The organism is Chrysiogenia bacterium (assembly GCA_020434085.1).
GTDB lineage: Bacteria > JAGRBM01 > JAGRBM01 > JAGRBM01 > JAGRBM01 > JAGRBM01.
Genome location: JAGRBM010000591.1, coordinates 1 through 2,271, shown reverse-complemented (window position 1 = coordinate 2,271; position 2,271 = coordinate 1). Strand labels below are relative to the sequence as shown.

3 protein-coding genes are annotated in these 2,271 nt (G+C 61.7%); 2 read left to right on the top strand and 1 reads right to left on the bottom strand.

Annotated features, from left to right (window positions below; translation table 11 throughout):
• A partial coding sequence (locus tag KDH09_19335; protein ID MCB0221860.1) for a hypothetical protein occupies window positions 1-138 on the top strand: 138 nt, incomplete at its 5' end.
• A 122-nt stretch (window positions 139-260) separates the two neighbouring features.
• Here KDH09_19335 and KDH09_19330 read toward each other — a convergent pair.
• Window positions 261-608, bottom strand: a complete 348-nt coding sequence (locus KDH09_19330) for a hypothetical protein (GenBank protein MCB0221859.1) — start codon at window positions 606-608, stop codon at window positions 261-263.
• Window positions 609-914: 306 nt separating this feature from the next.
• On the opposite strand from KDH09_19330, the gene nadA reads away from it, so the two are divergent.
• A complete protein-coding gene (gene nadA, locus KDH09_19325) occupies window positions 915-1,856 on the top strand; it encodes a quinolinate synthase NadA (protein MCB0221858.1) in 942 nt (313 codons plus the stop codon).
• Window positions 1,857-2,271 lie beyond the last annotated feature (415 nt).

Below are 2,271 nucleotides of genomic sequence, written 5' to 3'. Positions count from 1 at the left end.
CTCACCCACGAAGTGCGCGAGCGCCTCAACGGCGCCAGGCCGCGCTCGCTGGGCCAGGCCTCGCGCCTGCCGGGCGTCACGCCCGCCGCGCTCTCGGTGCTCATGGTGCACCTAAAAAAAACCGCTGCCCACGCGTAAGAGAATAAGAATTAACCACAGATAGACACAGATGAACACGGATGAAGAGACCAAAAATCTGATCTGTGTTCATCCGTGTTCATCTGTGGTTACAAGTTCCGAGAAAGCCGTAGCAGGAAGCGTCAGCTTCCCAGCAGGGCGGCGGCGTCGCCGGTGCTGACTTCGCCGCGCTGGCGCACGCCGTTGACACTGAGTCCCAACTTCGCCGGGTCTTCGGGCTCGCCCTCGGCGCCCAGCAGCATGAAGACCTTCGTGTCGGGCTGGTGCTCGTGCAGGCGCTCGACAATCTCGCAGGTGCTGCGACCGTGAATGCTCGGTGGAATAAAAACGGTGGCCAGCTCGTGCCGGTTGATGGCATCGAGCGCGCCCTTGAGCGTCGAGCGGCGCATGGGGGTGTGGCCGCCGCGGCGCAGGCGCGCGGCAACGACTTCGCTGTAGCGGGTGTGGTCGTCGACGATGAGAACTCGCATGGCATCTCTCCTGGCTTTGCGACCGGCCCGGATGGGGCCCGCCCTGACACCCCCATGATGCCACGGGTCATGTGACAGCCATATGACAATCCGCAGGCAGGCGGCCCTTGCGCCGTGCGGCAAGTTGTCGCATCGGCGCCAAAGGCGAAAGGGCCGCCGCCCTTGCCAGCACGGCGCGGCGTGTTATTTTGTAACTGCTTGGAAGTGCGAAGCTTTTCGTGCCCACCGGGCATCTGAAGTAAGAAGCGCGTTCCCCGCCGGACCCGGCGCCGCAACCCACGGGCCGGCAGGAGAAAGAGAACGAACGTGAGTGAGATAGACCCCACCCTCGACCTCTTCGCCGAGATCGAGCGCCTCAAGAAAGAGAAGAAGATCGTCCTGCTGGCCCACTACTACCAGGAGGCCGACATCCAGGACGTGGCCGACTACGTGGGCGATTCGCTGGGCCTCGCGCAGCAGGCCGCCGCCACCGACGCCGACATGATCTGCTTTGCCGGCGTCCACTTCATGGCCGAGACGGCGAAGATCCTGAACCCCCACAAGAAAGTCCTGCTTCCCGACCTCGAGGCCGGCTGCTCGCTCGCCGAAAGCGCGCCCGCCGATCTCTTCGAAGCCTGGGTGAAGAAACACCCCGGCCACCAGGTGGTCAGCTACATCAACTGCACCGCCGCGGTAAAAGCGCTCTCCGATGTGATCGTGACGAGCAGCAACGCCGCCAAAATCGTGAGCGCGCTGCCCAAGGACCAGCCCATCCTCTTTGCGCCCGACAAATACCTGGGCGCCTACGTGCAGAAAGAGTCCGGCAGGGATTTGACGCTCTGGCAGGGGACCTGCCAGGTGCACGAAATTTTTTCCGAGAAGAAGATCCGCCAGCTCAAGATCCGCCACCCGCAGGCCAGAGTCATCGCGCACCCCGAGTGCACGCCCGAGGTCCTCGATCTGGCCGACCACATCGGCTCCACCAGCGCGCTTCTGAAATACGCAAAAGAAAACGACGCCGCCGAATTCATCGTCGTCACCGAACCCGGCATCATCCACCAGATGGAAAAAGCCTGCCCGGACAAGACCTTCATCCCGGGTCCGCCCACCAACGAGTGCGCCTGCAACGAGTGCCCCTACATGCGGCTCAACACCCTGGAAAAACTCTACCTGTGCATGCGCGACGAAACCCCGGAGATCACGCTCCCCGAAGACATCCGCGTGCGGGCACTGAAGCCCATCGAGCGGATGCTGGCGATGAGCGCGTAGCAGTTTCACTGTTTCTGTTTGATGACTCTTACAGCCCGCACTGTGTCACATGTGGTGTCATTCTGAGCCCTTCGGCTTTGCTCAGGACAGGCTCCGCGAAGAATCGCGTCGTCGGAGGTCGTTGCAGACTCAAGCCGAATTCTTCGTTGCGGCCCTCCGGCCCTTCACTCAGAATGACAACCTTTGAGGAACCACGGCGGGGGCTTGCTCATCTGTCAGATGCCGAGTCTCGTCTCGTGGATTAGTGGAAGCGCTTCCCGGATGGTGTCATTCTGAGCGAAGCGAAGAATCGCGTTGTCGCCGGCTAGATTCGCGACATGTCCCAACCTTCGCTCAAGTCTCTCCATTCCGGATTGACCGACTCAATGAGTGCAACTTTCTTCGCACGCACCCAACCCTTGAGCTGTTTCTCTCT